Source organism: Rubrivirga halophila, assembly GCF_046845755.1.
In the GTDB taxonomy this organism is placed as follows: domain Bacteria; phylum Bacteroidota; class Rhodothermia; order Rhodothermales; family Rubricoccaceae; genus Rubrivirga.
Window position 1 is genome coordinate 2,003,109 of the sequence record NZ_CP177357.1, and the last position, 18,257, is coordinate 2,021,365.

The following is an 18,257-nucleotide window of genomic DNA, read 5'->3' on the forward strand; positions in this document are numbered from 1 at the left end:
CGGGGGGCCGGAAGCTACTCGGCCCCCGCCGCGATCTCGGCGGCGCGGTCGAGCGCCTCGTCGCGCCCGGCCCGGAGCCCCGCGAGCGTGCGGCGCACCGGCACGTCGGGCGCGATCCCGACCCCGTGCAGCGTCGCCCCGTCGTGCCGGCGGACCCGCATCCCGGTCCACGTCACGCGGTGGCCGCCGGGCAGCACGAACGGGTTGATGTTGCCGTTCGCCCCGGCCGTCGGGCCGCCGACCGTCGTCCCCAGACCGTAGTGGTCGACGATGCCCAGGATCGACTCGGCGTAGCTGATCGCCCGGCCGTCCGTCAGGAAGACCGCGCGGCCGCGCGCGTGCGGCTCGGCGGGCGGCATGGGCGCCCACCGCGACGTGTCGGCCCCGGCCCCGCCGGGGGCGCCGGGACGCAGCGTCCTGGGGACCTCCCACAGCGCCGACACGATGGGGCGGTCGGCGAAGACGGCCAGGAACCACGGGCCGAGCTGGCGCGGGTACCCGCGGAAGTCGAACACGACGCCATCCGCGGCGACCACGTCCGGCATCCGGGTCGTGAGCAGGCTGTCCGAGACGCGCTCGATGTCGACGTAGAGCACGCCGGGGCGGAGCTCGGCGATGGGCTCGGGCCGGGCCTCCGCGGGCGCGGGGCCCACGTCTCGCGGCACCGAGCGCACGATGCGCTGGCCCGCGCGCTCGACCTCGACACGGGCCGTCGATCCCTCGGCGCCGGCCCCGAACTCGCGGGCGGCGCGCCAGAGGCGCCACTGCGGCGAGCCGGAGACCAGCGCGGATAGGCTGTCGAGCTCGGCGCTCGCGTCGGCGCCGTCGACCGACACGACCACGTCGCCCACGTGGACCTCAGAGGCGTCGTCGGCGGCCACCACAGCGACCCGGCCTTCGACGCGGTCGACGAGGAACGGGAGCCGCGCGGGGGCCGGCAGGCCGGCGCAGCCGACGTTGCCGTGGCCGTCGCGCAGGTGGGCCACCAGCACGCGGAGCGCGCGGCAGTGCGCCCGCGGCGTCTCGGCCGCGAGTGCCGCCGCCAGCGCTTGGGCGCGGACCGCACGCCAGTCGAGATCGACGAGGTCGGCGTACGGGTAGAAGTGCTCGAACACGGCCGCCGCCGCGATCACGTCCGCCGCCCGCGTGGCGCGCCCACCGTCCGACGGGTCGACCTCGGCGAGGGCGGTGCGGAGGGCCGCCAGGGCGTCGGGGTCGGGCGCGGGGGCCGTCTGGCCGTCGCGGCTGGCGACCGCCACGGGGACGCGCGCGGAGAGCCCCCGCCCGAGGTCGAGCGTCACGGTCTCGCCGGGGGCGGGGCGCTCGGCGAACAGGTCTCGCGCCGGGCCGGTCGCGGTCGAGGTCGCCAGCCGGAGCGCGGGCGTGCCGTCGGCCTCGGCGACGCGGTCGTAGACGTAGCCGGCGGAGGGGAGGGCCCACCCGTCGGCGGCGTCGGGCGCGTCGAAGGCCCCGTCCGCCAGCGGGATCGGCTCCCAGTCGCCGCCCGCCGTCGTCGCCTCCAACGTCACGTCCGAAAACCGGGCGGCTCCGCCCTGCAAGACGAACCCGCCGAACGCGAGGCCCACGGCGTCGTCGGCGACGGGCCCCTCGACGGTGTAGCGGACGGCGGCGGCGTCCGTGATCGGCCGGTCGTCCATGTTGTCGAAGAAGCCCCGGCTCGGCTCCGGGCGGTCCACGCGGAGCCAGAGCTGGGCCTGCCCGCGCTCGGCCGCGACGGTCGCCGAGAGCCGGACCCGGCGCCCCTGCAGCGGGCTCGCGTCGAGGCCCCGAACGAACAAGCCGAACGGCGCGCTCTCGACCGGCGGCCGCCGCCCGAGCCGGACGCTCTGGTACACCGGGCCCGGGTTGCCCAGCCCCACCCCGAGGTGCTGCCACGCCACGAGCACATCGGCGGCGTCGAGCCACTGCGCGAGCACCGGCGGGCCGTCCGCCGACCGGTACACGGCGATACTCGGGGCGACCGGGCCGAACACGCTCGCCAACGCCCGCCGCAGGTCGTCGGGCGTCCGGGCGTCGAGCACGCGGCTCGCGCCGAGGGCGGCGAACCGGTCCCAGTCGGTCTCGGCAGCCTGGTCGCTGGGATGGAAAAAGCGGACGGCCCCGTAGAGCGCCGCGAACGCCTGCAGGTTGGCCACCTCGACGCTGTCGGCGGGCGCCGTCGGGCGCGGGCGCTCCGCTGACGGGCCCTCCGTCGTGAAGGCGAGGACGGCAACGGTGAAGGCGGCGAGGGTGACGATGCGCATGGGAAAGAGCGGGGTCGGAGTGCGGGCAAACTGCGCACACGATCCGACTCGTGCCCGGGCACCGCGCTCTGCCCCCGCCGTCGAGGGCACGCGAAGATGCCCTGGCCTACGTTCCAGGCCCTCACCCACCGGCGTCCTCCATGCCCCTCCGCCACGCGTTCGCGCTCGTCGCCCTGCTCGCCGTCGCCGCCTGCCAGTCCGACTCGGGCTACGCCGAGATGGACGTGCAGGACTCGACGACGGAGGCCTTTGAGCTAGACGAGAGCGCCACCGCGAGCGCGGCCAGGGTGATTCGCACGGCGTCCCAGCGCGACGCGCCCCTCCCGGCCGACCGCCAGCTCATCCGCACCGCCGCGCTCCGCATCCGGGCCGACGACCACGCCCAGGCGGTCCGGCGCGCACGAGCGATGGCCGCCGTCACGGGCGGCTTCGTCGGCAACGAGTCGAGCCAACGCTACGCCGACCGGGTCGAGACGACGTTGTCGATCCGCGTCCCGTCGGCGCGGTTCGACACGCTCTTGGGCGCGCTGTCGGCCATCGACGGCGAGGTCGAGTCCCGGTCCGTCTCCGTCGACGACGTGACGCGGCAGGTGGCCGACGTGGAGGCGCGGCTGGCGGCGCGGCGCGCCGCGGAGACCCAGTTCTTGGCGATCCTCGATGAGGCGGACTCCATCGAGGACGTGCTGGCGGTGCAGGTCCAGCTCCAGCGGGTCCGCGAGGAGATCGAGTCGGCCGAGGCCCAGCTCCGCGCGATGCGGGACCAGGTGGCGCTCTCGACGATCGCGGTGACGCTCTTCGAGGCCTCAGCGGCGGGCATCACGGCCGGGCCCGGCTTCGCCTCGCGCGCTGGCCGCGCAGCCGCGAGTGGATGGGACGGGCTCCTCGAACTGCTGCTGGCGCTCGTCACCGTGTGGCCGCTCGTGCTCGGGGTCGGCGCGCTGGTGTGGCTGGTGGTGCGTCGGCGGCGGCGACGGCTGCCGGCCGCCGCCTGGGTCGACTAAGGGGGCCCAGGCTCTGTCTCGTGATTCGAGACGAGACCGATTGCGAGGCCTGCGGCCGTCCGGCAAGGAGCGCGAAGCAGGCGTAGCGCGAGCTACGGCGATGGAGCGCGACGCCGCAGGGCGGCCGCAGGGCCGCAAGCGGGCCGGTCAGGAATCGTGAGACAGGGCCTAGTACAGCACGCGGGCGCGGATGGTGGCCTCGATGTCGCGGAGCGCCGCCAGCGCCTCCGCCGACGCCTCCCGCCCCACGTCCGTGACCACGTAGCCGAGGTCCCCGCGCGTCTGGAGGTACTGCGCGTCGACGTTGACGCCCAGGTCCGAGAGCAGGCCGTTGATGGCCGCCATCACGCCGGGCACGTTGCGGTGCATGTGCAGGATCCGGTGGCACTCGGCGTGCGCGGGGAGCGCGACCTCGGGCACGTTGACCGACGACATCGTGCTCCCGTTGTCGGAATAGCGGACGAGCTTGCCGGCCACCTCGGCGCCGATGTTCTCCTGCGCCTCGACCGTCGAGCCGCCCACGTGCGGGGTCAGCAGCGCGGAGTCGACGCCCTGCAGCGGGCTCGTGAACGGGTCGTCGTTGGAGCGCGGCTCGGTCGGGTACACGTCGACGGCGGCGCCCGCGAGCCGGTCGTTTGTCAAGGCGTCCGCGAGCGCGTCGAGGTCGACGACGGTCCCCCGCGAGGCGTTGATGAGCACGGCGTCGGGCTTCATCGCCGCGATCTCTGGGGCCCCGATGAGCCCCTTCGTCCCGGGCGACTCCGGCACATGGAGCGTCACGACGTCCGCTTGCGCCACCAGGTCGCCGAGGTCGGGAACGGGCTGGGCGTTGCCGAGCGGGAGCACGTCGGCGGTGTCGGTAAACACGACGCGCATGCCGAGCCCCTCCGCCAGGACCGATAGCTGCTTGCCGATGTTGCCGTACCCGACGATCCCCAACGTCTTGCCCCGGATCTCGCGGCTCGTGCCGACGCTCTTGGCCCACACGCCGCGGTGCGCCTTGGCGTTCTTCTCGGGCACCCCGCGCAAGAGCAGGATGGCCTCCGCGAGCACCAGCTCGGCGACCGACCGCGTGTTCGAGAACGGCGCGTTAAAGACGGCCACGCCCCTGTCCGACGCCGCGCCCAGGTCGATCTGATTCGTGCCGATGCAGAACGCGCCGACGGCCACCAGCTTCTCGGCCGCCGCCAGCGCCTCGGCCGTCAGCTGCGTCCGCGAGCGGATGCCCAGAAAGTGGACGTCGCGGAGGGCGTCGGCGAGCGCGTCGCCGGAGAGCGCGCCGGCCCGGCGGTCCACCGTCTCGTAGCCGGCCTCGCGGAAGACGGCCTCGGCGTTCTCGTGGATGCCCTCGAGGAGGAGCACCTTGATCTTGGACTTGTCGAGCGAGACGGACATCGGGTGGGGTCGGGTCGGGAGCCGCTAGGGACCGCGAGCGGGCGGAACGGTTCGCGCGGCGACCGCGGCTCCGGGAGAAGGAGAATGGCCCCGCCCCTTGAAGGACGGGCGTCCGGCTCGATAGGAAACGGAATCGCCCGACTGTGCCCGTGCTGCGCCGACTCTCCCTCCTCGCCGTCCTCCTCGCCCCGCTCGCGGGCGCCGCCCAGCCCGGCGACGACCTGGGCGACCTCGAGTCGCTGCTCGACGAGCCCGTCCAGACGGCGGCGACGTACACCCAGCGGTCCAGCGAGGCGCCCGCCTCGGTCACCATCGTGACTCGGGACGAGATCGACCGCGCCGGCTACCGGACGCTGGCCGAGGCGCTCAACAGCGTCCGGGGGTTCTACCTCTCCGACGACCGCAACTACACGTATGTGGGCGTCCGCGGCCTGAGCCGGCCGAGCGACTACAACAACCGGATTGCGATCCTGGTCGACGGCGTGGCCTCCCAAGAGGGCAGTTCGGGGTCGGGCGCGGTCGGGTCCGAGCTCGGGATCCCGCTCTCGGCCGTCGACCGCATCGAGGTCATCCGCGGGCCCGGCTCGACGCTCTACGGGACGGGCGCCATGTTCGGCGTCGTCAACGTCATCCTCAAGGACTCGCGGACGTTCACGGGCGTCCACGGCGTGGCCACGGCGGGCTCGGCGGAGCGCCTGAGCGGCGAGCTCGTGGCCTCGGCGGCGCTCGGCGGCGGCGTCGAGGCCACCGTCGCCGTCCACGGGCTCGAGGACCGGGGCCCCGACCCCTACTTCGCCGAGTTCGACGCGCCCGAGACCGGCGGCGGCGTCGCGGCCGGGCAGGACTGGGAGCGCGCCGTGGGGGCGCTCGCCTCCGTCCGCGCCGGCGACGTCCGCCTCAACCTCCGGCTCAGCGAGCGCGACAAGGGCATCCCGACGGGCGCCTTCGAGACCGCGTTCGGGCTCGACGCCTGGACGCGCGACCGGACGGCCGCCGCCTCGCTCCGGTTCGAGACCGACCTCTCCCCCCGCCTCGCGCTGTACGCCGTCGGCTCGGTCCACCACGCCTACTACTACGGCGTCTACCCCTACGACGACGGCGACGGCCCGTACGACGCCTACGACGACTCGCACTCGTCGGTAGCCCAGGCCGAGAGCCGGCTCCGGTGGGACGCCAGCGCCTCGAACCGCGTCGTGCTCGGGGCGCTGGCGTCGGCGAACCTCCAGAGCCGGTACCGCGGCTACGACGACGAGGCGACGTACGTCGTGGTCGACGAGCCCTACCGCTCGGGCGCGCTCTACGGCCAGGTCGAGAGCCAGCTCCGCGACGGGCTCGCGATCACCGCCGGCGCCCGGCTCGACGTGGTCCGCGGCGACGTGGCGCTCTCGCCCCGGGGGGCCGTGGTGGTGACCCCGGACGACCGGACGAGCCTCAAGGTCGTCGTCGGGAGCGCCTTCCGCGCGCCGTCGACCTACGAGCTCGGCTACATCGACCCGTACACCAACCAGATCGCCGCGCCGGGCCTCCGCCCCGAGTACGTGACCACGGCCGAGGCCAGCGTCACCCGCGAGGTCGTGCCGGGCGTCCGCCTCGACGGGGCGCTCTTCGTGACCCGCGTCGCCGACCTGATCGACACGCGGGAGGTCGCGGGCGCCCCGGGCACCCTCCAGTTCGTCAACGTCGGGCGCGCCGAGGCGCGCGGGGCCGAAGCCGGCGTCGCGAGCGCCGTCGGCCGCTGGCGCGCGCGCGCCAGCTACGGGCTCCAGCGCACCGTCGACCCCGACCTCGGCGACGAGCCGCTCTCGAACGCGCCCACGCACGTCGGCAAGCTGACCGCCTTCGGGCCGCTCGCGGGCGGGCTCGCGCTGTCGGTGTCGGGCCGGGCCGAGAGCGGCCGCCGGACCGTCTTCGGCGAGGCCACGGCCGGGTACGCCGTCGTCGACGCCGCCCTCTCGGCCGACGTGTTCGGCGAGGCGGCTCGGGCGACACTGGGCGTCTACAACGCCCTCGACGCCGACTACGCGCTGCCCGGGGGCTTCGAGCACCTCCAGGCCGCCATCCCGCAGCGCCCCCGCTCGGCCTACCTCCGCCTGGATGTCCGGCTCTAGGGCCCGGCCCACTCCTCGCCCAGTCCCTCTGGCGCGTCGCTCCATGCCCGCACTCTCCGCCGCTCCCCGCTGGATCGCCGTGGCCCTGCTGCTGATGGCGGCGGGCGGCCACGCGGACGACATGGAGGTGCCGGTCGGGCGGCAGGTCCCGCTCTTGACGCGCGTGCTCGCCTTCGACCGCTCGATGGCAGGGTCCCGCCCCCTCGTCGTCGCCATCGTCTACCAGGAGCGCAACCGGGCGTCGCGGCAGGCCTTCGAGGCGGCCGCCGCGGCCTTCAGCCGGGCGACGGTCCAGGGCCGCGCGGTGCGGGTGGCCGGGGTCCCGATGACCTCGCTGCCCCGGGTCTCCGCCGCCCTCCGGTCGGCCGACGTCGCGTACGTCGCCCCGCTCCGCGGCGTCGACGTGGCGGCGCTCGTGCGTGCGAGCGCGGCGGCCGGGGTGCTCACCGTCACCGGCGTCCGCGCCTACGTCCAGGCCGGGGCCGCCGTCGGGATCGGGCTCCGCGACGGGCGGCCCGAGATCCTGCTCCACCGCCGCGCCGCCCGGGCCGCCGGCGCCGACTTCAGCGCCCGGCTCCTCCAACTCGCCACCTTCGTCGACTGATGCCCCGCCCGTTCCCCACGGCTCTCCGCCCCCCCCGACGGCTCACGATGACGCTGCGGAGCCAGTTGATGACCGCGCTCGCCGCGCTCGTCACGGTGGGCGGGGTCGGCATCTTCGCCATCACACCCACCTTGATCGAGACCGTCGCCGTCGAGGCGGTCCAGTCGCGGGCCGAGAGCCTGGCCCGCATCACGGCGTACGGCGCCGCGCCCGGGCTCGCCTTCGGCGACCCGGCGGCCGTCGAGGACGTCCTCCGCCAGGTGCTCGAGGACCCCGACGTCCGCCGCATCGTGGTCGACGACGAGGCCGACGCGCCGATCGCGGCGTACCGCGCCGACGCCGACACCGCCGACGTGTTCGAGACGGCCGTCCCGGTCCTCCTCGACGGCGCCGTCATCGGCCACCTCCACCTCGCCCTCTCCCTGAGCCCGGTCCGCGCCCGCGTCTCGGCGTTCCGGCGGACGGTGCTGGCCGTGCTCCTCGGCGTGACCGTGCTCGGGCTGCTGTTCGCCAACGCGGTCGCCGGGGCGGTCTCCCGGCCCATCGCCCAGATCGCGGCGACCGCCCGGGCCATCGCCGACGGCGCCCGCGACCGCCGCGCGACGCCCACGGCCGGGCCCGAGACGCGCGACCTCGCGCGCGCCTTCAACCAGATGCTCGACGAGACCGAGGCGCGCGAGACCGAACTCGACGCCGCCCGCGAGACCGCCGAGGCCGCCACGCGGGCCAAGTCCGAGTTCCTGGCCAACATGAGCCACGAGATCCGCACGCCCATGAACGGCGTCGTCGGCATGACCTCGCTCCTGCTCGACACCGCGCTCGACGGCGACCAGCGCGAGTTCGTCGAGATCATCCGGACGTCGGGCGACGCGCTCCTGACCATCATCAACGACATCTTGGACTTCTCGAAGATCGAGGCCGGCATGCTCGACCTCGAGGTCCACACCTTCGAGGTCCGGACGTGCGTCGAGGAGGCGCTCGACCTGATCGCCCCCCGGGCGGCGGAAAAGGGCGTCGAGCTGGCGTACGTCGTCGAGGAGGGCGTGCCGCACGCCGTGCTCGGCGACGCCACGCGCGTCCGCCAGGTGCTGGTCAACCTGCTCTCCAACGCGGTCAAGTTCACGCCCGAGGGCAGCGTCTGCGTCCGCGTCGACGCCGCGCCGCGCGCGCCGGCGGCGGGGAGCGCGACCATGCTCCAGATCGCCGTCGAGGACTCGGGCATCGGCGTCCCGGCCGACAAGCTCGAGGCCATCTTCGAGAGCTTCTCCCAGGCCGACGCCTCGACCACGCGTCAGTACGGCGGGACCGGCCTCGGCCTCACCATCAGCCGGCACCTCACCGAGATGATGGGCGGCGAGATCGGGGCGACGAGCGTCCCCGGCCAAGGCTCGACGTTCCGGTTCTCGGTCGCCGTCGAGGCGGCGCCGGGCGAGCGCCAGGTGTTCTTGCGCCGCGAGCAGCCGGCCCTCGCCGGCCGCCGCGTGCTCGTCGTCGACGACACCGAGGTCAACCGCCACATTCTGCGGCGCACGCTCGCGGGCTGGGGGATGGCCGTCGTCGAGTGCGCCTCGGGCGCCGCCGCCATCGACGCGGCCGTCGCGGCCGGCGCCGCCGGCGCCCCGTTCGACCTCGTCGTGCTCGACATGCAGATGCCCGAGATGGACGGGATCGACGTGGCGACCACCCTCGGCCTGCTCCCCGGCCACGACGCCCCGGCCCTCCTGCTCACCTCCGTCGCCCGGGACGCCTCGCTCCGCATGCGGGCCGAGGACGCGGGCATCGCGGCCGTGCTCTACAAACCGGCCAAGCCGGCCCAGCTCTACGACGCGTTCCTAGACCTCTTCGGCGCGCGCGTGGCGTCGGCGGCCCAGCCCACCGAGCCCACCGAGCTTGCCGAGGCGGGGCCGCGCGTGCCCATGCGGATCCTGCTCGCCGAGGACAACGTGGTCAACCAGAAGGTGGCCCTGCGCATCCTGAACCGCCTGGGGTGCGAGGCGGATGTGGCCGCGAACGGGGCCGAGGCCATCCAGTCGCTGCGCGACCTCGACGCCCAGGGCCACCCCTACGACCTCGTCCTGATGGACATCCAGATGCCCGAGATGGACGGGCTCGCGGCGACGCGCGCCATCCGCGCCGACCCCGGCCTGCGCCAGCCCCGCATCGTGGCGCTGACCGCGAACGCCATGGAGGGCGACCGCGAGGCCTGCCTCCATGCCGGCGCCGACGCCTACCTCTCGAAGCCGGTCAAGCTCGACGACGTCCGGGCGGTGCTCGCGGCGCACGCCGGCGACGGCCACGCCCGCCCCGCCGTGCTCGCGGTCCCCTGACCGGTTCGCGCCCCGCCGGCCGATTGGCGACGCCTGCCGACCCGGCGGAGGATCCGCCGCCCACGATCGGGCCCCGATTCCCGCCGGGCGCGGCTTCAGCCGCCCCCGTTGTCCTCGACAAGAGACCTACGACACCTGCAGATTGACCTCGCCATGTTTCTTACTTCCCCCCCGCTGCGATTTCTGGCCGCCCTGGTCGCCATCGCTGCGGGCTCGCCGCTCGCCCAGGCCCAGGAGCGGAGCGTCAACATCTACGGCTACTTCGACCTCGAGTACGAGCTCGACAACGCCAGCGACGCCGGCAAGCGCGGGACGTTCGACCAGCACCACTTCAACGTGCTGACGTCGTTCGTCCTCGACGAGCACTTCCGCGTGCTCGGCGAGATCGAGTGGGAGCACGGCTTGGAGCTGAGCGACGGCGTCGGCGTCGGCGAGGTCAAGCTGGAGCGCGCCTGGGTGGAGTACCGGCACACCGACGCGCTGATGGCGCGGGCCGGCAAATTCCTCGTCCCCTTCGGGATCTACAACCTGGTCCACGACGCCACCCCGACGTTCCTCAGCACATACTTGCCGACGGCGGTCTACGGCAAGCATGCGAACCCCATGGGCGACCGCCAGCGGCTCTTCAGCAAGTTCGGGACGGGCGTCCAGGTGCTCGGGGCGGTGTACTCCGACGCCTGGAGCCTGGACTACGTCGGGTACCTCTCGAACGGGCAGGGGGCCAACCCCTACGAGCAGGACGACAACGGCAACAAGGCCCTGGGCGCCCGGGTCATCGTGGGCCTGCCGCTGGGCCAGTCCGAGCTCGGCGCCTCGGTCTACACCGAACGGAACGGCGACGCCGCCCAGACCCGCCAGCGCGCGCTCGCCCTCGACGCCCGCCTCCGGTCCGACGCGCTCGACGTCCACGGCGAGGTCCTGTTCGGGGCGATGGAGTCGCTCGACGCCGCCGGCGCCCCGAGCGGGGCCTTCCAGCACGCGGTGGGGAGCTACCTCCAGGCCGGCTACACCCTGGCCGACCGCCTCACGCCGTTCGCCCGGGCCGAGCGCTACGTCCCCGCCGTCGACACCGGCGACGAGTACCGCTTCGTCGGCGGCGTCAACCTGTCGCTGACGCCCCGCGTGTACCTCAAGGCCGAAGGCCACGTGGTCCGGTTCGAGGACGCGCTCCGGGACGGGCACGAGATGTTCGTGTCCTCCGTCGCCGTCGCCTTTTAGCCCGTCACGGGACACCGCCTCCACCGATCTCATGTCGCGCTTCCTCCTCCCCGCCGTGCTGGCCGGGCTCCTCGTCGTTTCCGCGGGCTTCGAGCCCCCCCCGTCGCTGCCCCCCGTCGCGATCGTGGCGCACCCCTCGAGCCCCGTCAGCGCCCTCTCGGTCCAGGACCTCCGGCGGATCTACACCGGCGAGGTCCGCAGCTTCGCCGCCGTGTGCATCCAGCGCCGCCTGGCCGACCAGTTTTTCGAGACCGTCGCCGACCAGAGCGCGCGCGCCATCGGGCGTCGCTGGGTCCGGCTCCTGCTCTCCGGGCGCGTCGCCGACGGGCCGGTCAGCCTCCGCACCGACGCCGAGGTCCTGGCGTTCGTCCGGGACCACCCCGGGGCCATCGGGTTCGTCACGGCCTCGGCCGTCGAGTCCGGCGCCCGGGTCAAGCGGATCGCAGTCCGGGGCGAGGGCGGCGACCGCAACGGGCACCTCCTCCTCACCGACTAGGCCGGACGGCACCGGCCTCCCCCCGACAGGACCCCCGCTTCATGCGCTCCATCTCGTTTAAGGTCGTCACGAGCACGTTCGTCCTGATCGTGGCCTTCGTCGCCTTCGTCGTCGTCTACTTCCCGCACGTCCAGCGCCAGCAGCAGCTCGCGGCGTTCGAGCGCGAGATCGAGGTCACGACGGAGACGCTGGCGCTGGCGATCGCGGTCGGGCTCGACAGCTTCGACTACGAGAGCATGCAGCTCGCGTTCAACTACGCCAAGCGCGAGGCCGCCATCACCCAGATCGTCGTGGCGGCCCCCGACGGCGAGGTGATCGGCGCCTTCCCCGAGGACGCGCGGTGGGACCCCGCCTGGGCCTCGGCGACCCTCCGCTACGACGACGGCCGGCTCATCCACAGCGCGCCCATCTCGGCCGGCGAGAGCGACTACGGCTCCGTCGTGCTGGTCGAGTCGCTGGCCGCGCTCGACGCGGGGATCGACCGGAGCCGCCGGAACACGCTCGGCGTGGGCCTGCTCCTGCTCCTGACCGGCCTCGCGGCCATCTACGCGATCGCCGCGTACATCGCCGCGCCCATCAGGCAGCTCACCGAGACGACGCGGGCGCTCGCCGGCGGCGACTTCTCCGCGCGCGCCGTCGTCCGCGGCCGCGACGAGACGGGCCTGCTCGCCCACCACTTCAACGAGATGGCCGAGACCATCGACCGGGGGCGCCGCGAGCTCGAGGACCGCGTCGCGCGCCGGACGCGCGAGCTGTCGCAGGCCACGGAAGAGCTGGAGGCCCGCGCGGAGGAGCTCACCGGGACCGTCCACGACCTCGAGATCGCCCGCGACGAGGCCCAGGCCGCGACGCGCGCCAAGAGCGAGTTCCTGGCCAACATGAGCCACGAGATCCGCACGCCCATGAACGGCGTGATCGGGATGACGAGCCTGCTCGTCGACACGGGCCTCGACGCCGACCAGCGCGAGTTCGTCGAGACCATCCGGACGTCCGGCGAGGCGCTCATGACGGTCATCAACGACATCCTGGACTTCTCCAAGATCGAGGCCGGCCAGCTCGACATCGAGGCCTACCCCTTCGACGTGCGCCAGTGCGTCGAGGACGCGCTCGACCTGATCGCCCCCCGGGCGGCGGACAAGGGCGTCGAGCTAGCGTACATCGTCGAGGACGGCGTGCCGGGCGCCGCCGTCGGCGACGTGACCCGGGTGCGCCAGGTGCTCGTCAACCTGCTCTCGAACGCCGTCAAGTTCACGGCCGTCGGCGGCGTCTGCGTCCGGGTTTCGGCGGCGCCGCCCGACGTGGCCCCCGGGGGCCGCACCGCCCTCTGGTTCGCCGTCGAGGACACGGGGATCGGGATCGCCCGGGGCAAGCTCGAGTCCGTCTTCGACAGCTTCTCCCAGGCCGACGCCTCGACCACGCGCCGGTTCGGGGGCACGGGCCTGGGCCTGACCATCAGCCGCGGCCTCGTCGACATGATGGGCGGCGAGATGCGGGTCGAGAGCGTCGAGGGCGAGGGCTCGACGTTCCGGTTCTCGGTCGCCGTCGAGGTGGCCCCGTCCGAGCGCCGCGTCCACCTCCACCGCGACCAGCCCGCGCTGGCGGGCCGGACGGTGCTGGTCGTCGACGACCACGCCGTCAACCGCGAGATCCTCTGCCGCCTCTCGGCGCAGTGGGGGATGGCGGTCCAGGCCGTGGCCTCCGGCCGCGACGCCCTCGCCGAGCTCGGCCGCCTGCGCGCCGCCGGCCGCACGGTCGACCTCGTCCTGCTCGACATGCAGATGCCCGAGATGGACGGGCTCGAGGTGGCCGAGCGGATCCGCGACGCGGGCTCCCCGCCCGTCGTCGTGATGCTCACCTCGATCAGCCGGGACGCCACCCTGAAGGCCCGGGCGGCGGCGGCTGGCGTCTACGCCGTCCTCTACAAGCCGACCAAGCCGAGCCAGCTCCACGACATCGTGGTCCGGGCCTTCGCGGCGGCCCCCGAGCCCCCCTCCCCCCTCGCCGACGGGGCCTGGGTGGCGCGGCCCTTCGCCGAGGAGCCCCCGCGGTCGGCGCACCGCGTGCTCCTCGCCGAGGACAACGCGGTCAACCAGAAGGTCGCCGTGCGCCTCCTGAGCCGCCTCGGGATCCGGGCGGACGTCGTGGCCGACGGCGCCGAGGCCGTCGAGGCCGTCCGCCGCCAGGCCACCCACGGGCAGCCCTACGACGTGATCCTGATGGACATCCAGATGCCCCGGATGGACGGCCTCGAAGCCACGCGCCGGATCCGGACGCTCGACCTCGATCAGCCCCACATCATCGCGCTGACGGCGAACGCGATGGAAGGCGACCGGGAACGGTGCCTCGAGGCCGGCTGCGACAACTACCTCACCAAGCCGATCGTCGTCGAGGCCCTGCACCGGGCGTTCGGCGAGGTCCCGGAGTCCCCTGCCAAGCTCGCCGAGGCGGACTAGCCACGACTCGAGGCGCTGGCCGCGTCAGTCGGCGGCCGCCAGCAGCCCCTCCTGCGTCGACTGCCGGGACTCGGCGACCGTCGTGCCGTCCCGCGTCACGCGCGTCGACCACCGCCACGTCGAGTCGTCGTGGGCGGAGGTCACCACCTCGACCTCGACGAGGTCCCCGGGCTCCACCCGGACCGGCGGCTCGATCGGGAACACGGCGTGGCCCCAGTTCGGGGCCTCGTTCGGCGGGACGTTCGAGATGAAGACCTTCCCGAAGAGCCGGGCCCGGAAGCTCCCCGCGAGCGCGTCGAGGAACCCGGCCCGCTCGACCACGAGTCGCCCGCCGAGCACGATCGCCTCCGGTCCCTCATACGGGAGCGCCAGCCCGCCGACCCGGGTCATCTCGCCCAACAGCCGTGTCGAGGCGTCCTCGACGGTCCCGACCGAGTGGACGACCGCGTTCGTGAGCCGGGACAGGTCCAGGCCGTAGGCGTCGCCGAACCCCGCGGGCGGGCGGGCGCGGCGGGCGAGCCCGGCCGGCGCCAGCAACATCTCGAACGAGGCCGGGATGACGAGGCCGCCGGGGCGCAGCCAGCGCAGGCTCGCATCCGCGATCGTGTCGACGATCCCCTCGCCCAGACCGAAGTCCCACAGCGTCTCGCTCACGACCACGTCGACGGGCTCGGGCACGTCGACCTCCCACGACGGGTCGTGGAGGACCGTCACGCGGTCGGCGAACCCGTTGGCCGCCGCCAGCTCGCGGGCGAGCCCCACGATCGGGCCGCGCTCGATGGCGTAGACGTGTTGGGCGCCGGCCTGGCAGGCGAAGAACGCCAGCACGCCCGTCCCGCACCCGATGTCGACCACGATGTCGCCCTCGGTCACCGCCGCGTGGATCGCGCGCTGAAACTGGAGGGTCCGCTCCGTGTCGAGGAGCATGCTCGCGTGGTACGCGAGCGTCTGGGAGAATTGCATGGGGGGACGCGAGCGTCGGGGGCGTCCGGCAGACTACCCCTCCGGCGGGCCCTCAAACGCAGGGGGTCGCTTCTTCGTCCGGGCCCGCCGGGCGCCGCTAGCCGAGGCGCCGGGGCGTCCGGGCGTCGGCCATGCGGACCACGGCGGTCCCGGCGATCTTGTCCTGCACGCCTTGCCGGTTCGGGTCCCACAGCACCTGGGCGAACCCGAGGAGCCCGGTCACGAGCCCGGCGACGTAGCCGCCGAACCGCTCGAACGCCGCCCACAGCGACAGGCGACGGCCGTCGAGCCGGACGACGCGGATCCCGAGGAGCCGCTTGCCGGGCGTGTAGCCGTTCCAGACCGCGAGCGTCAGCGTGAAGTAGGCGCCGATCCAGCCCAGGACGAGCCCGAAGTCGGCCGCGAGTGCCTGGAGCGAGCGCAGAAACGTCGGGTCGTCGATCTGGTCCTGGAGGTCGTCGGCGCGGTCGTCGGCGCGCCTGAACCGGGCGCGCCAGTACTCGGTGTCGGCGTCGCGCTGGCGGAGCTGGCGGCCCGCGACGGCGGGGGCGGCCGCGTCCCGGAGCGAGTCGGCGGCGACCGAGTCGGCACGCGCGAAGGCGTCCGCGAAGGCGCGCACGTCGGCGGCGGCGGCGGCGCGCGCCGAGTCGGACCAGACCGGGGCGGCGACGGGGTCGGGGCGCGGGACCTCGGCGATCTCGGCGGCCCGGTCCTCGTCGGTGGCGTCGTCGAGCAGCCCGGTCGTCACGCCGAACAGGATCAGCGCGCCGACGCCGACCAGCGCGCCCCGCACGACGCGCCGGAACCGGCCCCCGCGTTTGCGCCGCATCCCGACGAGCACGAACAGCACGGCCGCCGCGATGCCCGCCGCCGCCGGGCCGCCCGCCTCGGAGACGATCATCGCCAGCACCAGGTCGACGCCGAGCGCCAGCCCGCGGCGGACCGGGCTCGCGAGCGCGACGCCGAGCAGGTCGGGCGCGATCTCGAACGCGGTCGGCGTGATCCGGTCGCGCGGGTCGAGGGCGACCACCGCGCTCACTCCACGACCTGGAGCTTGGCGAACGCCAGCTTGAGCTTTTTCATCCCGACCGACTTGAAGTGGACCGTCGCCGCGGCCCGCTCGCCGGCGCCCTCGACGGCGATCACCTTGCCGTTCCCGAACGACTTGTGGTACACCTTGACGCCGGGCACGACCTGGGCCTCGCCTTCGTCGTAGACGACCTGACGCTCGGCGTAGGGCACCTTCTTGGTCCGCCGCTTGAGCTTTTTGGCCGCCTCCGCCTCGGGCCGCAACGTGGCCTTCCAGTAGTCGGGGTCCATCCCGCCGTACCGGCCCATCCCGCCGTCCGGCGTGGTGAACCGGTCCGACCGCGACTCGACGCGCGCGCCGGACTCGGTCTGCAACAGGTCGTCGCCGTCGAGCTCGTCCAAGAAGCGCGAGCGGACGCTCGACTGCTGGTCGCCGTAGCGGTAGCGGCTCCGGGCGTAGCTGAGGTACAGCCCCTCCTCGGCGCGCGTGACGCCGACGTAGAGCAGGCGCCGCTCCTCCTCCAGTTCCGTCGGGTCCTGGGCCGCCTTCGCGAGCGGGAAGAGCCCCTCTTCGAGCCCGGTCACGAAGACGACCTTGAACTCGAGGCCCTTTGAGGCGTGGAGCGTCATCAGCGTCACCCGGTTCTCGTCGTCCGACAGCCGGTCGACGTCGGCGACGAGCGAGACCTCCTGGAGGAACTCCGCCAGCGTCCGCGGCTCGCCGTCCGGGGAGCCGCCGGCAAACTCGGCGACGGCGTTGAGCAGCTCGTGGACGTTCTCGAGCCGGACGAGCGCCTCGGGCGTGTTCTGGTCGCGCAACGACTGGAGGAGCCCCGTTTCCTGGATCAGCTCGCGCGCGATCTCGTCGGCCGGCGCCGTCGTGGCCTTCGAGGCGAACCGCGAGATCAGGAACCCGAAGCCCTCGACGGCCTTGGCGGCGCGCGCCGACAACCCGGCGCCCCCAGGGTCCTGGATGGCCTGCCACAGCGCCACGCGGTGCTCGGTCGCGTACTGGCGGAGCTGCTCGACGGTCTTCCCGCCGATCCCGCGCGTGGGCACGTTGAGCACGCGCAGGATGCTCGCGTCGTCGCTCGGGTTGACCGCGAGCCGGAGGTAGCCGAGCGCGTCCTTGATCTCCTTGCGCTGGTAGAAGCTGGTCCCGCCGACGATGCGGTACGGGATGCCGCCGCGCCGGAGCGACTCCTCGATCGAGCGGCTCTGGGCGTTCGTGCGGTACAGGACGGCCACGTCGCGCCAGCCCATGCCCGTCCGGCTGCGCAGGTCGCGGATCGTGCGCTCCACCTTCTGGGCCTCGTCGCGCTCCGACAACGCCTCCATCAGGACGATCGGGTCGCCCTCCGAGTTGTCGGTCCACAGCGTCTTGGTGAGCTGCTTTTTGTTGCCCTTGATGACGGCGTCGGCCAGCCGCACGATGCGCTGGGTGCTCCGGTAGTTCTGCTCCAGGCGGAGCTCGACGGCGCCGGGGTAGTCCTTCTGGAACGACAGGATGTTCTGGATGTCGGCGCCCCGGAAGGCGTAGATCGACTGGGCGTCGTCGCCGACCACGCAGATGTTCTGGTGCTCGGCCGCGAGCATCTTCGCGAGCACGTACTGCGTCCGGTTCGTGTCCTGGTACTCGTCGATGTGGAGGTACTGCCAGCGCCGCTGGTACTCCTTGAGCGTCTCCGGATGCTGCTCGAACAGGCGGATCGGCATGCCGAGCAGGTCGTCGAAGTCCATCGCGTTCGCCTGCCGCAGCATCCGCGCGTAGGGCGGGTACAGCTTGGCGACGGCCTCGGTAAAGGGGTCGCCGGCGAGCCGGGCGTACTCCTCGGGCCCGACCATCGCGTTCTTGGCGCCCGAGATCGCGTTGCGGACCGAGCGCGGGGTGACCTTCTTGGGGTCGATCCCGAACCGCCGCATCTGCTCCTTGATCAACCGCTCCGAGTCGTCGGAGTCGTAGATCGTGAAGTCGCGCGAGAACCCGATCTTGTCGGCCTCGCGGCGGAGCACGCGGGCAAAGATGCTGTGGAACGTCCCGATCCACATCCCCTTGGCCTCGTCGCCGACGAGCTCGACGACGCGCTGGCGCATCTCCTTGGCGGCCTTGTTGGTGAACGTGAGCGCCAGGATCTGGCTCGGCCACGCCTTTTTGGCCGCCAGCAGGTACGCGATCCGGTGCGTCAGCGTGCGGGTCTTGCCCGAACCGGGCCCGGCGATGATCATGACGGGCCCGTCCGTCGTGCTCGCGGCCTCGGCCTGCGTCGGGTTGAGGCCCGCCAGCAGGTCCTGAGCGGCGGCGGTGTCGGGGGCGCGGTCGGGCGTGTCGCCGGCGTCGGGGCCGGGGCGGAGCGTGAACGTCTTCATCGGTGGATCGGCGTTTTGCGCAACCTAGCGAA

The 18,257-nt window shown here is 73.6% G+C and carries 12 protein-coding genes; 7 read left to right on the plus strand and 5 right to left on the minus strand.

Features of this window, described 5'->3' with window-relative positions:
- Positions 1 to 14 precede the first annotated feature (14 nt).
- Positions 15 to 2,264: a S41 family peptidase gene (locus ACLIRP_RS08875; protein WP_412063607.1), complete on the minus strand. Its 2,250-nt coding sequence runs from the start codon at positions 2,262 to 2,264 to the stop codon at positions 15 to 17.
- A gap of 140 nt (positions 2,265 to 2,404) precedes the next feature.
- Between ACLIRP_RS08875 and ACLIRP_RS08880 the strand changes: the two genes are divergently transcribed.
- Entirely contained in the window at positions 2,405 to 3,265 is an 861-nt protein-coding gene (locus tag ACLIRP_RS08880) for a DUF4349 domain-containing protein (RefSeq protein WP_412063608.1), read from the plus strand.
- Positions 3,266 to 3,433: 168 nt separating this feature from the next.
- Here ACLIRP_RS08880 and serA read toward each other — a convergent pair whose 3' ends face one another.
- Positions 3,434 to 4,660, minus strand: coding sequence for a phosphoglycerate dehydrogenase (serA, locus tag ACLIRP_RS08885; RefSeq protein WP_412063609.1), 1,227 nt, complete (start codon positions 4,658 to 4,660; stop codon positions 3,434 to 3,436).
- Between the two features lie 149 nt (positions 4,661 to 4,809).
- Here serA and ACLIRP_RS08890 point away from each other — a divergent pair, with 149 nt between their 5' ends.
- From ACLIRP_RS08890 to ACLIRP_RS08915, 6 genes are all read left to right on the plus strand, one after another.
- Positions 4,810 to 6,768 (plus strand): TonB-dependent receptor plug domain-containing protein, encoded by a 1,959-nt coding sequence (locus ACLIRP_RS08890; protein WP_412063610.1) that lies wholly within the window; start codon positions 4,810 to 4,812, stop codon positions 6,766 to 6,768.
- 43 nt (positions 6,769 to 6,811) lie between these two features.
- Positions 6,812 to 7,372, plus strand: a complete 561-nt coding sequence (locus tag ACLIRP_RS08895) for a YfiR/HmsC family protein (RefSeq protein ID WP_412063611.1) — start codon at positions 6,812 to 6,814, stop codon at positions 7,370 to 7,372.
- A complete protein-coding gene (locus ACLIRP_RS08900) occupies positions 7,372 to 9,699 on the plus strand; it encodes a response regulator (protein ID WP_412063612.1) in 2,328 nt (775 codons plus the stop codon). The genes ACLIRP_RS08895 and ACLIRP_RS08900 overlap by 1 nt, the downstream gene beginning before the upstream one ends.
- A gap of 153 nt (positions 9,700 to 9,852) precedes the next feature.
- On the plus strand, positions 9,853 to 10,917 hold the full coding sequence (locus ACLIRP_RS08905; protein WP_412063613.1) for a porin: 1,065 nt from the start codon (positions 9,853 to 9,855) through the stop codon (positions 10,915 to 10,917).
- A gap of 31 nt (positions 10,918 to 10,948) precedes the next feature.
- Positions 10,949 to 11,413: a hypothetical protein gene (locus ACLIRP_RS08910; protein ID WP_412063614.1), complete on the plus strand. Its 465-nt coding sequence runs from the start codon at positions 10,949 to 10,951 to the stop codon at positions 11,411 to 11,413.
- Positions 11,414 to 11,454: 41 nt separating this feature from the next.
- Positions 11,455 to 13,866, plus strand: coding sequence for a response regulator (locus tag ACLIRP_RS08915; protein WP_412063615.1), 2,412 nt, complete (start codon positions 11,455 to 11,457; stop codon positions 13,864 to 13,866).
- Positions 13,867 to 13,890: 24 nt separating this feature from the next.
- On the opposite strand, the gene ACLIRP_RS08920 is transcribed toward ACLIRP_RS08915, so the two are convergent.
- The 3 genes from ACLIRP_RS08920 to ACLIRP_RS08930 form a co-directional block, all read right to left on the minus strand.
- On the minus strand, positions 13,891 to 14,829 hold the full coding sequence (locus ACLIRP_RS08920) for a 50S ribosomal protein L11 methyltransferase (RefSeq protein WP_412063616.1): 939 nt from the start codon (positions 14,827 to 14,829) through the stop codon (positions 13,891 to 13,893).
- Between the two features lie 97 nt (positions 14,830 to 14,926).
- On the minus strand, positions 14,927 to 15,859 hold the full coding sequence (locus ACLIRP_RS08925) for an RDD family protein (RefSeq protein WP_412063617.1): 933 nt from the start codon (positions 15,857 to 15,859) through the stop codon (positions 14,927 to 14,929).
- 5 nt (positions 15,860 to 15,864) lie between these two features.
- Positions 15,865 to 18,225: an ATP-dependent helicase gene (locus ACLIRP_RS08930; RefSeq protein ID WP_412063618.1), complete on the minus strand. Its 2,361-nt coding sequence runs from the start codon at positions 18,223 to 18,225 to the stop codon at positions 15,865 to 15,867.
- Positions 18,226 to 18,257 lie beyond the last annotated feature (32 nt).